This window comes from Chryseobacterium sp. SN22, from assembly GCF_008329705.1.
Classification (GTDB): domain Bacteria; phylum Bacteroidota; class Bacteroidia; order Flavobacteriales; family Weeksellaceae; genus Chryseobacterium.
In genome coordinates, this window is sequence record NZ_VTSX01000021.1 from 21198 (window position 1) to 38667 (window position 17470).

Below are 17470 nucleotides of genomic sequence, written 5' to 3' on the forward strand. Positions count from 1 at the left end.
TATCAGTAGAAACGGGCTTTAGTCTGTTTACAAATAAATTCAATCCGATTGGCTTTAGCCGAAACCTAAAATACCCGCGATCCTATATGAAATCCGCAGCTAAATAAAATATGAGATCCTTGCTAAAAATACCTTTCTTCTTGTTTGTTTTCATCAGTGTTTTCTCCTGCAGAACACAGCAAATTTCCACACCGGAATATGGAAAAAATATGACCGAAGTGAATTTTAAAATTAGGAAAGTACGAAATTTCCGGACTGTCGGGAATATTAAAAATTCGGAGGGAAGAACATTGAAAGAAGAAAAGCTGTACAGGAGCGCCAACCTTTTCAGGCTGAAACCCACATCCTTTAAAACCATTGAAAAATTAGGAATAAAGGAAATCATTGATCTGCGGAATTCAAAGGAAATTGCACAAAAGCCTGACCGTCTTCCTGAAGGAATCATTTATAAAAATGAGTCGGCGTTTGAGGATGAGGGCGACCAGCTTGAACAGGCAAGGAAACTTGTGTTGCGAGGAAAAGTAAACGGTAAAGATGCCGAAAAAAGAATGCTGGATTTTTACAGGAATTATGTGACGGAACACCCTGAAGTTATCCGAAAAATCATTACTGAAATTTTAGAATCCGATACGCCTGTTCTGTACCACTGCACTGCCGGAAAAGACCGTACGGGAATCATTACGGCATTGGTTCTGACGATTCTCAGATTCGATAACAAAACCATTAATAATGATTATCTTCTATCGAATAATTACAGGAAAAAACTGGTGAACAGACGTCTGTGGCTTGCCCAGAATCTACATTTCATGTATCCGAAGCTGGACATCAGCGTGCTGGAAAAACTGAGCTGGGTGCAAACGGCTTACCTGGATGCTGCTTTTAATGAAATCAATAAAAAATACGGTTCAGCCGATCGATATATTCAAGAGGTACTGGGAATATCTGAACAGAAGCGGGAAGAATACATACTGAAGTTTACATATTGATAATTGATTATCATTTTCGGCATATTAAGCGGGCAAAATTTATAATAATTTTAACGTTAAAAAACCAAACTTTTTTAGCAATTTTGCATTCTTAATTCACTTGTTTAGAAATGAAAATAAAGTACTCGGAACTTATTGATCAGACGTTGTATTTCCCTACAGAGGAATTCAATGTTTCTGAGAACAATTTGTTGTTCCACGACATCCCGTTGATGGAGGTAGTGGAAAAATTCGGCACTCCGCTAAAGATCAGCTACCTGCCGAGAATTTCTCAGAATATCCAGAAAGCCAAGAGCTGGTTTAAGGAAGCGTTTGAGAAAACCGAATATAAGAAGAATTATACGTATTGCTATTGCACAAAATCAAGCCATTTTAAATTTGTACTTGAAGAGGCACTGAAAAACGATATCTCTATAGAAACTTCTTCAGCGTATGACATGGATATCGTGAAATCGCTTTATACCGAAGGGAAAGTAACGAAAGATATAGAAGTAATCTGCAACGGATTCAAGACCGATGATTACCTGGCGAAAATCTCAGAAATGATCAACAGCGGTTTCGAGAACATTACGCCGATCCTGGACAATTACCGTGAGCTGGACAAGCTGACGGAAAGCATCGATACCACCTTCGATATCGGAATCAGGATTGCTTCCGAAGAAGAACCGAAGTTCGAATTTTATACCTCAAGATTGGGAATCGGATACAAAGACATCATCCCGTATTACAGCCAGAAAATCGCCGAGCACCCGAATGCAAGGCTGAAAATGCTGCATTTTTTCATCAACACCGGGATCAAGGATACGGCATACTACTGGAACGAATTGTATAAGTGCCTTCGTGTCTATGCCCGTTTGAAGAAAATTGCTCCGGAAGTGAACTCATTGAACATCGGAGGAGGCTTTCCAATTAAAACATCTTTGCAGTTCGATTACGATTACCAGTATATGGTGGAGGAAATTGTTTCCCAGATCAAAAAATTCTGTGAAGAAGAAGGTGTTGAAGAACCGAATATCTACACCGAATTCGGAAGTTTCACCGTAGGGGAGAGCGGCGCGAACATTTATAAGATCATTTCCCAGAAACGCCAGAACGACAGGGAAAAGTGGAATATGATCGATTCCTCTTTCATGACGACACTTCCCGATACCTGGGCGATTTCAAGACACTTTATCATGCTTCCCCTGAACCGTTGGGAAGACACCTATGAAAGGGTCTTCTTAGGCGGCCTGACGTGCGATTCGGACGATTATTACAATTCCGAACAGCATACGAATGCCATTTACCTTCCTGTTTTCAGCGATACCAAGCCTTTGTACATCGGGTTTTTCCATACGGGCGCGTATCAGGAAACCATCGGCGGATATGGCGGGGTTCACCATTGCCTGATGCCTCAGCCGAGACATATCCTGATCCAGAAAGATGAAAACGGTGACCTGCAATACGAGATTTTCCGTGAAAAGCAGGAGCCCGAAGATATATTGAAAATCTTAGGATATCAGTAAGGATTTTCACGGAATGTAATTTTCTGTAATAAGAGAAACGGGCTTTACCCCGTTTAACTGATATTGATAAACTTATAGAAAACAGGCTGTCCAGAATTTGGACAGCCTGTTCATTTAGTGGAGTTCAAAGCCTCATAGATTTTCGAAAACCTATAGGGTTTAATCAAAATAGTGCGCAATTTTATCAATTTCCAGATCCGAATAATCGGAAACCACGGTATTTGCGAGGGTATAATCCTGATTTTTGGAATGTGGGCTCCGGTAAGCAGCGCAGAAAATTTCTGCCCGGTGTGCGGCCAGGATGCCATTGGTAGAATCTTCGATCACCATGCAGTTTTCTACAGGTTCCCCGGCCATTCCGGCGGCCAGCAGGAAAACTTCGGGATGTGGTTTGGATTCCTTCAGGTCGGCCCCGCTTATTTTACCCATGAAATATTTTTCAAGATCAAACTTTTCAAAAACCATATTGATGGTGGTCATCGTTGCGGAAGAGGCCAGGATCAGTTTGATTCCGTGGTCATAATAATGCAGGATCAGTTCTTTCACGCCCGGGATGAGGTCGAAATCCTCATCATGGTAGAAATAATCTTTAAAATAATTTCTCTTGATTTCCGCGATTTCCTCAAAGGTCTGCTTCAGATTAAATGTATCCATCAGCGTATCACAGACTCTTTTTGTGGAAGCGCCTGTAAATGAAGTGTATAAATCTTCGGAAACATTAATTCCCAGATCGTTAAATGTTTTAAAATAGGCTTTTCTATGCAGGGGCTCCGTATCCACAATCACGCCGTCCATATCGAACAGCACAGCTTTTAAAGGCATATCTGATTTTTTTTTACTAAAATACTAAACCTTTCAGAATTACCGAAAGCATTTGCGTATTACTTTTTCAGCTTCAGGATCCAGCCGGTCATCTGGTCCATGGCTATAGGCGAAATGGTTTGCTCAATATCTGCATATTCGGAGAAGGAACCGGTCTCCGCTTTCTGGAAAAGGTGGTTCAGCCCGGGTAATTCCTCTGTTTTAAAATTGGGGTTGCCGGCTTTTTTCAGGGATTGGCCGATTGCGTCGAGGTTTTCTTTCGAAGGAACCTGGAAATCCAGGCTTCCGTTGAGGGCGAGCACGGGTATTTTTATTTTGGAAAGGTACTGGTCAGGATCAAATTTTATGAAATACCGGAACCACGGACTGGAAGTCTGCTTCTGAATGTTCTGAATGGCAGCTTCATCCATCTGGCCCGCAAATTTTTTGTTTAAAAACTGCTGGAGGTCTTTTTCATAATCGTTTCCGGAATAGGTTTTAATAAAGCGGTAAATTTCGGAATTGACTTTTTTGCTTTGGCTGATCTGATCATCACTTTGCCCCATCAGTTTCCCACCTTTCACATTCTGTTCGATCAGCAGCTGGTCAATAGGGGTTCCGGGAGCCGCCATCAGCACCAGGAATTTTACATTTTTGTTCATGTTCGCTACCATCGGCGCAATTATTCCGCCTTCCGAATGGCCGAGCAGTCCGATATTCTTATATCCTTTGGAAACGAGATAATCGACTGCTGTGTTGATGTCCGTAGCAAAATTATAGGAGGTGTCGTTTGCCGTGCCTTTTGATGACCCGCCGATACCCCGGTCGTCAAGCCGTAAAGTAGCGATACCTTTCTTTGCGAAATCATCGGCGATCACAGCGAAAGGTTTATGCTCGAAAAGTTCCTCATCCCGGTTCTGGATTCCGGAACCTGTGATCATGACAAGAACAGGTTTATTCTTATCAAAATTTTCAGGCTGTGCGATGGTTCCGGCCAATGTATTTTTGTCTGCCGGGTTTTGAAAGGTAATATCTTCCGTATGATAAGCGAACGGCGGTTTCGGGGTCTGCGGACGGTTAAGGACAGATCCGTTTCCTGCATTCGGCGTAAAGGTCAGCGGCAGCTGTACACCCCCTTGGGAAAACGTTCCTTCAATTTTTCCGTTAGTCAGTTTCCCTTTATAAGTGGCCCCCAGCATTTTCTGCTCGAAGGAAAGCTCATTGTTCACAAAATCCGTTTTATCGACAGGAATATCTTTGGCACCCTGTTTCGGGCTGTCCATTGTGGAAGAATAAAGGCTTCCGTTTTTCTTAATGTTTAAAATTAATGGAAGTTTCATGCCCTGGAATTCAAGTTCGCCTTTCCAGGATCCCTCGATGGTCTGTGCCTGAAAAAAATAGCTAAATAAAAGGGCTGCAAATACAAATAATATTTTTGTTTTCATAAGTTATAAGTTAAAGTGATATTAAAAGTTTGGAAAGAATTTCGGCAATGATCAATGCAACGGCAAAGCCTGCAAAATGTTGCCATTTCTTGGCATTAACGGAGGTTCTGAAACCATTGACCAAAAGGGTAATGTAATAAGCTGTAATGCTTAAAAGCAGCATGCTGATGATAAAAAGCAATATCAGATCCAGCGGTTTAAAATTTAAATTCTGAAGATCACCCTGATGACTGATGATTTCGTTTTCGATGCTTTTCAGCAGGGGTAGGGCAGTAATCACCGCACTGATGTATTGCGGAAACCGGGACACCATGGACGTGTTGAGAATATCGATAGCTCTTGTCTTCCGGTTGACCAGTTTACCCAGGATAAAAAGCACAAGGAAAATACACGCTACGTTGATGCTGTTTTCTTTCAGGCTCGTTAAAAAATCGGTTTTGTACTGATGCACATCCAGGACGCCGTCAAAAGTTACATTCAGCCATGAGCCCAGGAAGGATCCGGCGATGGTAATCAGGGTCCCGGATACCAAAAGCTGCTTTTCGCTGTAGATTCCGAAAGGATTAAAAAGGAGTTTCCAGTTCATGAGTTATTTTTTAAGGGTTTCAATTTTTCCGATCAGGTCATCCATTTTATTTCGCATGGTAGGATAGGAGAGTCCCGCCTGCTTCGCCATCTCTTTGATGCTGCCGCTGGACAGGAAGAAGTTCAGGATAAATTCCTGCTCTTCACGGCCCAGTTGCAGGTACAGCGGAAGCTCGTAATTGCCGTTAACCGTCGTTTCACAATGGCTGCATTTCATCTGGCTGACCTGCAAAGCAGACTCACAGCTCGGGCAAACAATAGGGAGTTTCATTGATGAGTATTTATACAAAAGTAAAAATTATTTTAATAAAGTTAAATATAATTTAAATAAAATTTAAAAAAAAGTTAGGTTATCACGCTTTCAATTTATCTTCATTTCTCATTTCTCATTACTCATTACTATTCGATTACACATCTCCCAACTTCTTTGTATCTTTGCCGAAATCATTTAATTCTACATACGACATGAAGACATACGCAGGAATTCCTGAAGAAAATGCATCATTGGAAAACTCGAAAGTAATGCTGGTCACCGTTCCTTATGATGGAACCTCAACCTGGGGAAAAGGGGCTGACAAAGGCCCGGAATTGTTCTTAGATGCTTCCGAAAATATGGAGCTTTACGACATCGAAACACAGACGGAACCTTACCTGGAAGGGGTATACTTAGCAGGAGAAATTTCTGAAAACTCAACGCCGGAAGCGATGACGGAAGCGGTTTACCAGAAAACAAAAGAATTGCTGGATAATGAAGGGAAACTTTTCACGCTTTTCGGGGGTGAGCATTCCGTTTCCATTGGTTCGATCCGTGCGGTAGGTGAAAAGTTTGAGAACTTAACGGTTCTTCAGCTGGATGCCCATACCGATCTTCGTCCGGAGTTCCACGGCTCTGCGTCCAACCATGCGTGCGCGGTTTTTGAAGCCAGTCAGAAGCACAATCTGGTGCAGGTGGGCATCCGCTCCATGGATGTTGAAGAAGCACAGTACCTGCCGGAAGGAAGGGTGTTCTTTGCCCATGAAATTGCCAACAACGAAAACTGGGTAAATGACGTATTGGAGAAAGTTTCAGGAAACGTATACATCACCATCGACCTTGATGCTTTCGATCCTTCGCTTTGTCCGTCTACGGGAACTCCGGAGCCGGGTGGCCTGCAATGGTATCCGACGTTGGAATTACTGAGAAAAGTATTTGAAAAATGCAACGTAGTAGCGTTTGATATTGTGGAACTGATGGATTCTCCGATGGCCAAGCCGAGCGCATTCTTAGCGGCAAAGCTGTATTACAAAATGCTGGCTTACTATCATATTTACAACAACAACTAAATTCCGCAGGAAACGGATTTTTTCTGCCACCCGTTCTTCGGAAATTTGTGAGGTAAAATAAAAAATATGTCCACACAAAATCAAATCGATTACGAAAGAATTGCCAAAGCGATAGATTATATCCGGAGCAATTTTAAGCTTCAGCCGGGTTTGGAGGAAGTGGCGGAAGAAATCAGTCTGAGTCCGGCCCATTTTCAGAAGATGTTTTCCGACTGGGCGGGAACCAGCCCGAAGAAGTTTTTGCAGTTCATCAGTCTTGAGCATGCCAAGAATTTACTGAAGGAAGAAAAAGCGAGTTTGTTTGATACCGCCTACGAGACGGGGCTTTCGAGCACAAGCCGGCTGCATGACCTGTTTGTGAAAATCGAAGGGATGTCTCCGGCGGAATATAAAAACGGCGGAAAAAGCCTGAACATCAATTACAGTTTTTTCGGAAGTCCTTTCGGGAGCGTCATTGCAGCTTCCACAGAAAAAGGAATCTGTTATCTGTCTTTTGAGAACGATCAAAGTAAAGCATTGGGAGATTTACAGGCTAAATTTCCCAATGCTTCTTTTTTTGAACGACAGGACGCGTTTCAGAGAGATGCACTGTCCATTTTCAGTAAAGACTGGAACGAACTGAAGACCATTAAGCTTCATCTGAAAGGCACGGATTTTCAGCTGAAAGTCTGGGAAAGCCTGCTTACAATTCCAATGGGAAAACTTTCCACTTACGGTCAGCTGGCCGGACAGATCGGGTATGCCAAAGCGTCAAGAGCGGTGGGAACCGCCATCGGGAGCAATCCCGTCGCTTTCCTGATTCCCTGCCACCGCGTGATCCAGTCTTCCGGGAAACTCGGAGGCTATATGTGGGGAACTGAAAGAAAGCAGTTGATGATCGGGTGGGAGAGTTCCAGAGTTTATTCTGGTTTTAAATATGAATAGCACAGATTTTTGCACCCATAAGCAACGTTTTCGTTTCTTTTAAAAATAAATTCTGATTAATCTGTTTTAGTTAATCGGTCTGCGTAAAAAATCTGAACTTATTGATTATATTTTAAAATACTTTCTTCAGTTTTCTGAAAAAAACGTAAAACCTTAAACCTTAAACTTTTATGCTCAGCCTATTCGAAGATACATCAGAAAATCCTGTAAACCTCCTTCCTAAAGACGGAACCGTTCATTATTACGGAAAAATTTTTACTAAGGAAAAGTCGGATTTTTATTATGACTATTTATTCAACCGGATTCCGTGGGAAAATGATGAAGCGGTTATTTTCGGAAAACTGATTATCACAAAAAGAAAGGTTGCCTGGTTCGGAGATCAGCCTTTTGAATATACCTATTCCAAACGGACAAAACAGGCAAAGCCCTGGACCCCGGAATTGCTGGAACTGAAAAAGAAGTGTGAAGAAGTCACGGGAGAAACCTACAATTCCTGCCTGCTGAACCTGTACCATGACGGAAACGAGGGAATGGCCTATCACAGCGATGCAGAAAAAGACCTGAAAAAGCACGGGGCGATTGCTTCATTAACGTTCGGTGCCGAAAGGAAGTTTCTGTTCAAGCATAAAACGGGAAACGAAAAAGCAGAGGTATTTCTCGAGAACGGAAGCCTGCTGGTGATGAAAGGAACCACGCAGGACCATTGGCTGCACCGGCTGCCAACCACCACGAAAGTAAAGTCCCCAAGGGTGAACCTGACGTTCCGGACGATTGCGGAATAGTTTTTACTGCAAAAGGCACAAAAGCTTTTAACACATGAGACCCATAAGATTTTCAGGTTTTCTGCTTTGTGTATATTTCAGAGCACAGAAGAAGAAAATCAAAGGTTTTAATAGTTTATACAACTGCTCCGGTGGCTGAGCGGAGCCGAAGCCACGCATCATCCGCTTGGATCCGTGGGAGAATTTTACCACAAAAGGCCCAAAAGATATTCATGCTGTAGAATAAAGTTAAATACCTGATACTGTAGAAATCGTACCAAAGTTTTAAATCTCTGATTTTTATCTCATGCGTTCTTAAAATATTTTTAAGCTATTCAAACCTTTTCTGTAAGTTATGTGTTAAAAATAAACGTAATCATCTGCGCCATCTGAAAAATCTGCGTGAGATAAAAACAAAAAGGTGGCCTTGAGAACCTCAGCCACCTTTTACTTTATTTTAAAACTTCCACTTCAATCGCACTGTCATCAAATACTTTGATAAAGGCTTTCGTGTAATCTTCTTTCGTTGCAAAATTCGGATTGTCCATGAACTTCTGCGGATTGATCGCAAACAGCGGGAACCAGGTTGAAGAAATCTGGATCTGGATTTTATGTCCTTTTTTGAAGGTATGCACTACATCCTGCAGCCTGAAATTAACGGCGGTTTTCTGATCCGGGATTAAGGCTTCTGCTTTTTCCCTTGAATTCCTGAATCTTGCCGGCATGATTTCGCTTCGTACCATCTGGTGATAATTTCCGTAGATCACCCCTTCTTTCTTCTCCGCAGGTTTGAAATCTTCAGGGTAAACGTCGATTAATTTCACTGCAAAATCGGCATCGGTAGAGGAGGAGGCAATATTTAATTTAGCCATAATTTCACCGGCCAGCGTCAGGTCTTCTGTCAGGACATCGGTTGTAAAGGTAAGGACATCGGGTCTTCCTTCGGCGAACCGCTGGTCTTCCGACATATAATTTCTCGGGGTAAAGCCGTTGAAGTCCTTTAAATTGTCAGAGCTTAAAACCGGATTGTTCGGGTCGCTGTAATATTCCGAGAAACCTTGTCCTGCCGAATTTTTCAGGGTGCCGCCGGACAGATAGAAGCTGACTTTTTTCGCTTCCTTCGGCGGATAAGTGGTAAATTCCCGCCACTGCTTCGCTCCGGTATCATACATCATGGCTTCGGGTAAACCGGCATCCTGTTTCGTATTTCCTTTTAAATAATGGTTAAAGAATTTCGTTTCCAGGTTTTTCTGGTAGTAGGTGGCAATGCTGTCGTCGAAATAAATCTGATTGTGGAAATGCTTTCCTTCTTCGCGTCCCCATCCTCCATGGGAAAAAGGTCCCATGACAATCGTATTCTTGGCTTTCGGGCTTGTTTTTTCGATGGTTTTGTAGATATTCAGCGGTCCGGAAAGGTCTTCCGCATCAAACCAGCCGCCGACGGTCATTACGGCATGGTTCACATTTTTAAGATGCGGCAGCAGGCTTCTTTTCTGCCAGAACTCATCGTAGTTGGGATGGTTCATAATTTCCGTCATGAAGAAATTATTTTTATAATATTTTTCGTAGCCATCCTTTAATGTTCCCATATCGCGGTAGAATTTCAGTCCGTCTTCAGAAGTTGTTTTAATCATGTAATCATTGTACCAGGCTTTGTTTTCAGGCTTTGTCTTCTGAACCCCAAAAACCGGGAATGTCCTGAAGTAGCCCAGCATAATTTTTCCGTTGTGCAGGAAATCGTCATTCCAGAAATCGGAGATCGGGGCCTGGGGTGACGAGGCCACCAAAGCCGGATGCTGGGCAAGTACCCCTACCGCCGTGTAGAATCCGGGATAGGATGTTCCGTACTGACCTGCTTTTCCGTTGTTGTCTTTTATATTTTTAACCAGCCAGTCGATGGTATCATAAGTATCCGTACTCTCATCGACGTCTTTTTTCGTTTTGTGATCCACCTGCGGCGTCATGTTGGTGAATGTTCCTTCGCTCATATATCTTCCACGGACATCCTGATAGACAAAAATGTATTTGTCATTCATCAGATAGGAGTTTGGTCCCAGTTTCGTCCGGTATTCGTTTTCCCCATAGGGCGCCACGCTGTAGCAGGTCCTCTGCATCAGGAACGGGTATTTGTTTTTGCCGGAAATATCCTTAGGAATATATACTGAAGTAAAAAGTTTCACCCCGTCACGCATCGGAATATACACTTCCTTTTTAATGAAATTATCCTTTACAAAAGTATCGGGCTGCTTATTCTGTGCCATAGCCAAAACAAACAGCAAGGAAAGCCACATGGAAAAATGTCTCTTCATTATTTAAAAATTTGACGCTAATTTAATCATAAATGCTTTCCATTAGATGGATGTTTAATATTAAAATGATAAAAATGCTGTTATATAAGGATTTGTGGTATGGCTGCTTACCGCTTGCAAATCCATAAAGGTGCAAGCTGGCTTGTTAAGAGACCGGGGCTGATATCGGAAAAATCCGTTTCATCAATTATGAAACGGATCATTAGAATTTGATCAGGTAATGGGAAAATGATATTATTTTTCAACCACAAAAACAGCGGCTTTATCAAAAGTGATCACTCCGCTTTTCTCATTTTTCAGTTTAAATGAAGCAATGTGGTCATCGAATTTAAAAACAATGCTGTCATTGGTGATTTTTTTCAAATCTCTGACTTTACTTTTGTCGGTCACCACGTCATTTTGTTTAATCATAATCTCCTCATTCGAAAAAATGATCCGGCTTTTTTGTTCAACTATTTTTTTCTTTACCATCTCATGCAATGCCGGATTCTGTAAATTGATTTGCTCTATAGTATAAGAATCTACCACATTCCAGCTTCCGGTAAAATTATTTTTCTGAAAATCAGTAAATGAAAGGCCAATAAGTGCTGCGGGCAGGATAACATATTTTTTCATATCGGTAATATTTAAATTCATTGGTCATTAAAAATTTAATTATAAAAATAAGAACAGCCTGAATTATTTTTTCTTTCCGCCAAATTTATTCAATTTCAGGGTAAGGGAAAACATCATATATCTCCTAAGAATCAGGTCTTCCCGGTCTTCGACATAAGTGGCGGTAATGTTTCTTCGGACGCTCTGGTTCTGGTTTAAAACGTCATAGACTTTCACCTTTGCCGTCAGTTGTTTTTTATAGAAAGAATAACCGATGGCGGAATTCAGGAAGTAAAAATCCCTTTTGAAACCCGGGGCGATGTTGGAACTGGTGTTGTACTCGAAATCGTTTTCAAGAATCAGATTGGTGCTGAGGAAATAATTGGTAAGCTCCAGCGAAAAGGTCTGGTAGGTATTCCTGATGCTTTCCACACTGTAATTTTTATAATTTGAAAAAGAATAATTAATGCTGTAGGATGGTTTGATATTGATTTTATCCTTTTTATCATACAACAGGCTGATTCCCGGATTAAAGACATAAGAGTTTCCGGTATACATCTGGCCGTTGATGAAGCCGCGGTTGTACCGGTAATTCAGGCCGGCTTTCGGGCTGACGGTTATTTTCTGGTCGTTCCACTTGAATGTTTTGCTGAAACCGCTTCCGATATTCGCGCTTTTGTTCCCGCTGATGTTAGTGTAAGTGACAAATTGTTTTCCCGATTCATCGTAATACGAGAAGCTGGTCGTATCGTTGCTGTTGTAAGTAAAAGACAGGTTAAGGTAATAATTGATGTTTTTCGGAACATTGAAATTACTGAAATAAAGGCTTGTCCGGTTGTTCCAGGCATTCTTCAGATCGGGATTCCCCTGGTAGGTGACCAACGGATTCGATTCGTCAACATAGGGAATCAGCCGTTCGGCAGCAGGGATGGTAAAGCTGGCCGAGTTGTAGAGGTTCAACCTTAAATTCTGTGAAATTCTGTATTGCAGCCCGGCATTGTAATCGGGAAGGATGAAGTTCCGCTGAAGCTCATACCGCTGTCCGTTGAAAAGGGAGCTGTATTTCAGATCCGTAAAATCCACATTGGCCGAAGCCCAGAAATTGTACTTCTGCTTGTTCAGCTCAACCGTTACCTGTGGTGAAAGCTGGCTGTTTTTCTGATCCGAGCTGTTGGATAACGGCAGGTTGTAATTTGAATATTGGCCGGTCGCCGGATCAAAATCATTCACAATCCTTTCATTGAAGGTATTGGCGGAATTGTAATTCAGTCCGAAATTAATATCCAAAGAATCCGAGACCGGCTCCGTATATTTTGCGTTAAAGCTGTAATTGTTGTTTTGCGATTTGGTTTGGGTCAGCTGGTTTCTCAGATCCCTTTTGGCAGGATCTTCCAGGCCGTTTTCATAGAAGAAAGTCCGGGAATTGATGAGGCCCTTGCTTTTATTTTCCGTGATCGATGTATTTAAACTGGAATAAAAAGAACGTCCTTTTTTACTGAATTTTCTTGAATAATGGATGTTCGGGGTAAAAGAATGGCTTTCCGAATCCGAACGTACCGAAGAAGCACTCTCATTCAGCAACGTTTCGTCTCTGAAGGTTGCTGCTTTCGACGTATTGAGATTCATGGTTGCCGAACGGGAAAATGCTGGAGAAAAATAGATCGTGCTCAGCGTATCCGGCTTTATTTTGACAGATGCGTTGAAGTTGTACTGTTCAGCGTTGTTTTCGGCCTGGCTTTCCGAGTTGGTTTTCAGCTTGTAATCCGGCAGGAACGTTGTTTTCGAAATTTTCGAAGCGGTTTGAAGATCGGTTTCCGTACGGGTAAGCCCGAAAGCATCCAGGTCGGCTTCCTTGCTCAGCTGATCCGTATAATTCAGGCCGATGGTGGTAGATTTCCGGATTCCCTGTCCGCCGCTTCCGGTTTGTGAGGCCCGCGAGCTGCCTCCGTTGCCGGCGTCTCCCCGCGCATTGATGTTGTTGGAAGACAGCACCAGGCTGATTTTCCGTTTGTCTTTAAAATAGCTCAGGAACCCGCTGCCTTCATATCTTTTGTCAGACCCATAGCCGGCAGTAAGCCTTGAAAGGAAGCCTTTGTTCTTTTTTTCGTCGATATTGAAATTGATCGTGGTATTCTCCGATTTCGGCGGTTTTCCGGTAAGCTCTTCTTCCCGCGTTTTGGTGGTGGTAAACTGGATGTTTTTGATGATATCCGCAGGAATATTTTTTAAGGCAATTTTTCCGTCCTTATCGAAGAAAGGCTTGCCGTTGATCATGATCTGGTCCACCTGCTTTCCGTTGGCCGTAATTTTTCCGTCGCTGTCGATCTCCACGCCGCTGATGTTTTTCAAGAGCTCTTCGATGCTGCTGTCGGGACGCACTTTTATTGCGGCAGCATTGAATTCTATAGTATCTTTTTTAATTTTAATCGGGGAAACCGTGATTTTCACTTCCTCAATATCGGTTACTTTGTTTTGATCCAGCCCGATGGTTCCGATGTCTACAGACCGGTTGATGTTATAGAATATTTTGGAATAGGAAATAAATTTCTCCGCATCTATCTTCAACAGGGAGGATTCTTTAAGCTCATCGGTTTTTAAGGTAAATTTCCCTTCTTTATTGGTTGAGGTATAATTGATAATGGAGGAATCTTTTTGCTTTAAAAGATAGACGGTGGCTTTTTCCAGCGGCCTTTTCTCAAAATCCACAACCTTCCCGTCAATGCTGAACTTCTGTCCGTTCAGCAATAAAAATTGAAATAAAAACATCAGGAGCCACAGGATCTTCTTCATACGCATCTTTTGAACGTGCTAAAATATAAAAAAACATCCCTCGGAAGGGATGTCGGCAATTTAAAATAATTTTAAATCTATGGGGTTTGTGTTTTGTTGCGTGCAAATTTGTTGAGCTTCATCGTGACGGAGAACATCACGTAGCGTTTCAGGATCAGGTCGTCGCGGTCCTCAAAAAAGGTGTTGGAAATGGTTCTCCTTACACTTTGGTTCTGGTTCAGTACATCATAGACCTTCACTTTCGCCGTCAACTGCTTGTTGAAGAAAGAATAACCGATACTGGTATTCCAGAAATAAAAATCCCTTTTGAAGCCCGGAGCGATGTTGGTGTTGGTATTGTATTCGAGGTCGTTTCCTAAAATCAGTCTACTTTTGAAGATATAGTTTGTAAGCTCCAGCTTCAGCACCTGATTGCTGGTATTTACCTCGTCGATGCTGTAGTTTTTATACTTTGAAAAATTATAGCCTAAAGTATAAGACGGTTTTACCGTAAGCTTTTCCTTGATTTCATAGGTAAGGTTCAGTCCCGGATTGATGCTGTAGTAGCTGCTGCTGAATTCCTGCCCGTTGATGAACCCTTTGCTGAAACCGTACATGGAATTGAATTTCGGGTTGATGGTCAGTTTGTTTTCTTTCCACTTGAAGGTTTTGCTAAAGCTTCCCCCGAAGTTAAAGTGCTTGTTACCGCTGATATTGGCGTACGTTACCAGTTGCCTTCCGCTCTCATCGAAAAAGGAATAATTGATGATGTCATTGTTTTTATAGGTAAATCCGGCATTCAGGTAATAGTTGATGTTCTTTACCATGTTGAAATTATTGAAATACAGATATGTCGAATTGGTCCATGTATTTTTCAGGTCCGGATTCCCCTGGTAGGCGATCAATGGATTGATGACGTCGATATAAGGAGTAAGCTGTTCAGCCGTCGGAATGCTGAAATCGGCGAAGTTGTAAAGGCTTAATCTTTTATTCTGGGAAAACTCATAGTTCATTCCCATATTATAGTTTGGGAGAACGAAATTTTTCTGCAATCCGTAATTCTGATTGCTAAAACGGGAGCTTACCTTCATATCTGAAAAGTCTGCTCTCAACGAACCCCAGCCACTGATTTTCTTTTTATTGATTTCAAAAGACAATTCGGGAGCTATCGTGTTGATCTTCTGATTCATGCTATTGGACAAAACCTCATTGTAATCCGAATACTGCATAGTGGCGGCATCGAAATCGTTCACGTCCCGCCTGTTTCTCATCGTTGCTGCATTATAATTCAGGCTCAGGCTTATATTTGTGGAGTCGGAGATGGGCTCTGTATAACCGGTTCTAAACCGGTAATTGTTGTTCTGGTTTTTCTTCAGTGCATACTGGTTCCGGTTGTCGTTCGGCTGGGTGCCTGAATAGAAAATGTTTTCAGAACGGTTCAGCAGGTTTTCTTTATTTTCGGAAATGCTGCTGTTGATATTCACATTCATTTCCCTTCCTTTTTTATGGAATTTTTTCGAAAAATAGAGGTTCGGATTAAAGGCATTGTTTTCAGAATCCAAGTTCGTATTGCTGTTGCTTGTGTTCAGCAGGTCGTTGTCCCGGAAAGTGTTGGCATTGGACGTGCTGAAGCTGCGGATCTCATTTCTTGAAAAGGAAGGAGAAAAATAAATGTTTGTTAAAGAATCCAGGCGGATTCTTGCCGAAACATCAAAATTATACTGTCTGGAATCATTGCCGCCGCTGCTTTCGGAGTTGGTTTTTAAAGTGTAATCGGGAAGCAGGGTCGTCCTGGAAACTTTCGATCTGGTCTCCAGGTTATTGTTGATGTGGATCAGGCTTAAATTATCCAGATCCAGATCTTTCCCGAATTTATCGCTGTAATTAAATCCGATGGTGGTAGACTTCTGGATGCCTTTCGTATTGTTTCCGCCAGATACGTAATAGGTAGAGCCCCCGCTGGTCACTACAGAACCGCCCTGCATCAGCCAGGAATTTCTCCCGCGCCCCATACTGTCGAAAACCTCATCACTTGAAAATCCCTGGGAATTAATGTTGTTGGAAGCTGCCAGCAAGCTGATCTTGGTGTCGTTTTTAAAATAGCTCAACAGGCCGCTGCCTTCATACCGCCTATCGGAGCCGTAGCCTAAAGTAAGCCTTGAAATCAGTCCTTTGTTTTTCTTTTCGTCGATATTGAAATTGATGGTGGCATTATTGGATTTCGAGGTTTTTCCGCTCAGTTCTTCCTCTTTGGTTTTGGTCGTCGTAAACTGGATGTTTTTGATGATGTCGGCCGGAAGGTTCTGCAGGGCGATTTTTCCGTTTTTATCAAAGAAAGGTTTTCCGTTGATGGTAATCTGGTCGACTTCTTTTCCGTTGATGGTAATTTTTCCGTCGTTATCCATCTGCACGCCGGGAATCTGCTTCAGAAGTTCCTCGATTTTACTGTCCGGGCGCACCTTGATTGAAGAAGCATTGAATTCAATGGTGTCTTTTTTTACTTTAACCGGTGAAGCCGTCAGCTTCACTTCCTGGATATTGGCTACAGAATTCCGGTCAAGTACAAGTTCCCCTAAAGAAACGGACTGTCCGATGGTATCGAAATTCCTGGAATAGGAAATTAATTTTTCGGCATCTACTTTGAGGATGCTCGGTTCGGAGACTTCATCCGTTTTCAGGGAAAAGTTTCCTTCTCGGTTCGAGGATGTGTAATTAATGATGGAGGAGTCCTTCTGTTTCAGAAGGTAAATGGTGGCATTTTCAACAGGTTTTTTTTCAAAGTTCAGAAGTTTTCCGTTGATGTTTAATTTCTGAGCATTCAGCATTAGAATATTCAGCAACAAAACCAGCAGCAATAAGCGTTTTCCCATGAGTTATATGATTATCAGTGCCGCAAAATTATAGGAAAAAATATCCGGAACAAAGGGTATTCAGCGTTAAATAGCGTTAATGTTTTGAGAGGAAAACTTCTGTAATTGTTAAGTTTCCATAAAAAATAAAAACACCTCTTAAAAAAGAGATGTTCTTATGATTGGTTTGAGATTGAATTTATGCTCTCAAATATCTTGAATAGGCATAGCCTTCCTGTCCGTCATTGGTTTTTACTTTCCACCAGTCATCGGAGGTCTGCTCGATCAGGGTTAAGGAAGATCCCTTTGTCACTTTTCCTACCACAGCGGCTTCCGTAGAAGGCTCCTGCCTGATGTTAAGGTTGGATTCGTCCGTTGCAACAGTAAGGGCAGTACCGGCTGAAAGTCCGGCCACCTGCACATCAATATTGATATCCGAAGCAGAATACGTGGAATCAATTGCTCCTAAAGCATTCCATACTGCATCTTTTGCAGCGGTGTTGGAAGCACTTCCCGAAACATAGAGGATTCCATCCTGTTCCTGAACCTGAAGATTGGAAATTCCTGCAGACTGAGCCGCAGAAACCACATTTGAATATTTATCCTGTAATGTACTCAT

The 17470-nt window shown here is 42.2% G+C and carries 14 protein-coding genes; 5 read left to right on the forward strand and 9 right to left on the reverse strand.

The genetic code is table 11. The features are described 5' to 3' along the window. Window positions 1-110 precede the first annotated feature (110 nt). Together FY557_RS14595 and FY557_RS14600 are read left to right on the forward strand one after the other, a co-directional pair. A complete protein-coding gene (locus tag FY557_RS14595) occupies window positions 111-986 on the forward strand; it encodes a tyrosine-protein phosphatase (protein WP_149247979.1) in 876 nt (291 codons plus the stop codon). A 110-nt stretch (window positions 987-1096) separates the two neighbouring features. Beyond that, window positions 1097-2491 (forward strand): arginine decarboxylase, encoded by a 1395-nt coding sequence (locus tag FY557_RS14600; protein ID WP_149247980.1) that lies wholly within the window; start codon window positions 1097-1099, stop codon window positions 2489-2491. Between the two features lie 159 nt (window positions 2492-2650). Here the strand turns inward: FY557_RS14600 and FY557_RS14605 are convergent, their stop codons facing one another. The 4 genes from FY557_RS14605 to FY557_RS14620 are packed head-to-tail and all read right to left on the reverse strand — an operon-like array spanning window position 2651 to window position 5593. Then, window positions 2651-3313: an HAD family hydrolase gene (locus tag FY557_RS14605; protein WP_149247981.1), complete on the reverse strand. Its 663-nt coding sequence runs from the start codon at window positions 3311-3313 to the stop codon at window positions 2651-2653. A gap of 59 nt (window positions 3314-3372) precedes the next feature. Continuing rightward, the gene (locus tag FY557_RS14610) at window positions 3373-4737 is read right to left on the reverse strand and encodes an alpha/beta hydrolase family protein (protein ID WP_149247982.1); all 1365 of its coding nucleotides are present in this window, start codon (window positions 4735-4737) and stop codon (window positions 3373-3375) included. 10 nt (window positions 4738-4747) lie between these two features. Then, entirely contained in the window at window positions 4748-5323 is a 576-nt protein-coding gene (locus FY557_RS14615; protein WP_149247983.1) for a hypothetical protein, read from the reverse strand. 3 nt (window positions 5324-5326) lie between these two features. After that, window positions 5327-5593 (reverse strand): DUF2089 family protein, encoded by a 267-nt coding sequence (locus FY557_RS14620; protein WP_149247984.1) that lies wholly within the window; start codon window positions 5591-5593, stop codon window positions 5327-5329. A gap of 194 nt (window positions 5594-5787) precedes the next feature. Between FY557_RS14620 and speB the strand changes: the two genes are divergently transcribed. The 3 genes from speB to FY557_RS14635 all read left to right on the forward strand — a co-directional run bounded on the left by speB (window position 5788) and on the right by FY557_RS14635 (window position 8351). Continuing rightward, window positions 5788-6645, forward strand: coding sequence for an agmatinase (gene speB / locus FY557_RS14625; RefSeq protein WP_149247985.1), 858 nt, complete (start codon window positions 5788-5790; stop codon window positions 6643-6645). 66 nt (window positions 6646-6711) lie between these two features. Further along, on the forward strand, window positions 6712-7569 hold the full coding sequence (locus tag FY557_RS14630; protein WP_149247986.1) for a bifunctional helix-turn-helix domain-containing protein/methylated-DNA--[protein]-cysteine S-methyltransferase: 858 nt from the start codon (window positions 6712-6714) through the stop codon (window positions 7567-7569). Window positions 7570-7739: 170 nt separating this feature from the next. Beyond that, complete coding sequence (locus tag FY557_RS14635; RefSeq protein ID WP_149247987.1) at window positions 7740-8351, forward strand: alpha-ketoglutarate-dependent dioxygenase AlkB family protein; 612 nt, start codon at window positions 7740-7742, stop codon at window positions 8349-8351. A gap of 431 nt (window positions 8352-8782) precedes the next feature. Here the strand turns inward: FY557_RS14635 and FY557_RS14640 are convergent, their stop codons facing one another. The 5 genes from FY557_RS14640 to FY557_RS14660 all read right to left on the reverse strand — a co-directional run bounded on the left by FY557_RS14640 (window position 8783) and on the right by FY557_RS14660 (window position 17470). Further along, complete coding sequence (locus FY557_RS14640; RefSeq protein WP_149247988.1) at window positions 8783-10639, reverse strand: CocE/NonD family hydrolase; 1857 nt, start codon at window positions 10637-10639, stop codon at window positions 8783-8785. A 234-nt stretch (window positions 10640-10873) separates the two neighbouring features. Next, window positions 10874-11254 (reverse strand): hypothetical protein, encoded by a 381-nt coding sequence (locus FY557_RS14645; RefSeq protein WP_149247989.1) that lies wholly within the window; start codon window positions 11252-11254, stop codon window positions 10874-10876. Between the two features lie 63 nt (window positions 11255-11317). Then, window positions 11318-14023, reverse strand: a complete 2706-nt coding sequence (locus tag FY557_RS14650; protein ID WP_149247990.1) for an outer membrane beta-barrel protein — start codon at window positions 14021-14023, stop codon at window positions 11318-11320. Between the two features lie 77 nt (window positions 14024-14100). Next, window positions 14101-16872: a TonB-dependent receptor gene (locus tag FY557_RS14655; RefSeq protein WP_149247991.1), complete on the reverse strand. Its 2772-nt coding sequence runs from the start codon at window positions 16870-16872 to the stop codon at window positions 14101-14103. 178 nt (window positions 16873-17050) lie between these two features. Beyond that, complete coding sequence (locus tag FY557_RS14660; RefSeq protein ID WP_149247992.1) at window positions 17051-17470, reverse strand: SH3 domain-containing protein; 420 nt, start codon at window positions 17468-17470, stop codon at window positions 17051-17053.